The organism is Ideonella sp. P3_A4 (genome assembly GCF_056403075.1).
Genome location: NZ_JBFUGE010000922.1, coordinates 1 through 1,776 on the forward strand (window position 1 = coordinate 1; position 1,776 = coordinate 1,776).

Here is a 1,776-nt window from a genome sequence, read left to right on the forward strand (position 1 = left end):
GGGAGTAGCGGTCGTTGATGCGCTTGAAGTGGTCGAGGTCGATCAACGCGACGCTCAAGGGGCTGTTGGTGCTGGCAGCCGAAGCCAGCACGGCAGGCAGGCGGCGGTCGAGGTGGCGACGGTTGCCCAGGCCGGTGAGCTGGTCGCGCTGCGCGTCGGCCTCGGACTCGGCGGCGCGCAGGCGCTCGACATGCGCCTCCAGCCGCGAGCGCTCGGCCTCGACGCGGGTGACGAACAACCGCGACTGCGCCTGCAGCTGTGCGACCACGCGCTTGCGCTCCAGAATCTCGAACGCTTCGAGGTGGGCGAGAGCATTGGCGTGATCGCCCAGCGCACGCCAGGTGCGGTACAGCGCGTCGTGCACGCGCGTCAGCGTGTTGGATTGCTCGCTGCCGTCGAGTTCGTGCCACAGCGCGTTCAGCTCGCGGCACGCGCCGGCCGCGTCGCCGCGGGCCAGCAGCAGCTCGCCGCGTGAAAAGCGGATGCGCCAGCTGTGGGCGGTGTTGCCTTGCTCCATCACCCGGCGCAGCGCCTGGTCGAGCAACTGCTCGGCCTCGTCGCGCTCGCCCAGATGCACCAGCGCTTCGGCGAGGTTGCCTTCGACGATGGCATACAGGACGGGGTTGTGCGGCATCTGCGCGACCAGCGGCAGCGCTTCGCGCGCATGGGCCTCGGCCTTTTGCAGCACGCCGCGCACCTCGTCCGGCGATCCGCCGTCGCGCAGCAGATAGAAGGCGCCGATGTAGGACGCGCACAGGTTGTTCAGGACCATGCTCTGCGCGTAGGGGTTGTTCTCCCCCTGGAGCAACAGGCGTGCTTCTTCGACCAGCCGGTGCGCCTGCCACGGGTCGCCCATGCGCTCGATGCAGATGCCCAGTGCCATCAGCGACAGCGCGAGCGGCCCGCGCTCGCCGGCGGTTTCGGCCACGCGGCACGATTCGTTCGCGCTCGACAGCGCCAGGTCGAAGCGGCCCAGTTCGCTGGCGGCGATGGTCACCCAGCGCAGCACTTCGACGTGGCGGGCAATCTCGCCAGTGCGGGTCAGCAACGCTGCAGCGGTCTCGCCGATGTCGAGCACCGCCGGCCAACGGCCGAGCCGGAACCGCGCCATCGTCAGCAGGTAGCCGGCCTCCGCGCGGCCCCGGTCGTCGGCATGCGCGACGGCGCGCCAGGCGGCATCAGCCAGCAGCGAGGCCTGGTGCATGTTGCCGGCATCGACGGCGGCGCGCGCGGCCTGCAACGGCCCGATTTCAGAGGTCATAGCCCCCAGTTACGGCAAGTGCCGTGCCGAGTTGATCGGCAGGGGCGGGTTTTCTGGTGACTATTGCACCCAAGCCGGGAAATGCCCGAGCGCGGCCTGCGCCTTGGCATCGTGCGCTGGGATGACGACCAGCTTGGGATCGCGCGCCATGGCGGCACGGATCAGCTCGATCGCGGCCTGGGTCTGCTCGACATCGTGGTCGACGAGCCAGCGCGCGGCCCAGTATTTCGGCGAACCGTCCTTCAWGGCGCCGGCGTTCCAGACCACGTCGCCGACGAAGAAGTAGCGCTGGCCCGAGTCGACAGTCAGGAACAGGCCGACCGAGCCCGGCGTGTGGCCGGGCATCGGCACCAGCACGGCGCGGCCATCGCCATACATGTCGTGGCTCGCCGTGAAGCCCTCGAACGCCGGGCCGTTGAACTCGATGTCCTTCCAGGCCGTCACCCCGGCCACCTGTGAAGGCCAGACACCGCCGACCGACTGGCTCGGCTTCTTGACCTGCTCGTGCTCGGCGG

Annotated in this window: 2 protein-coding genes; both read right to left on the minus strand. The window is 69.7% G+C overall.

Translation table 11 applies throughout. The features are described from left to right. Positions 1-1,261, minus strand: a 1,261-nt coding sequence (locus AC1DYI_RS34455) for a diguanylate cyclase (protein WP_477208599.1), incomplete at its 3' end; no start/stop codon positions are given. Between the two features lie 60 nt (positions 1,262-1,321). Then, a partial coding sequence (locus tag AC1DYI_RS34460) for an MBL fold metallo-hydrolase (RefSeq protein ID WP_477208600.1) occupies positions 1,322-1,776 on the minus strand: 455 nt, incomplete at its 5' end.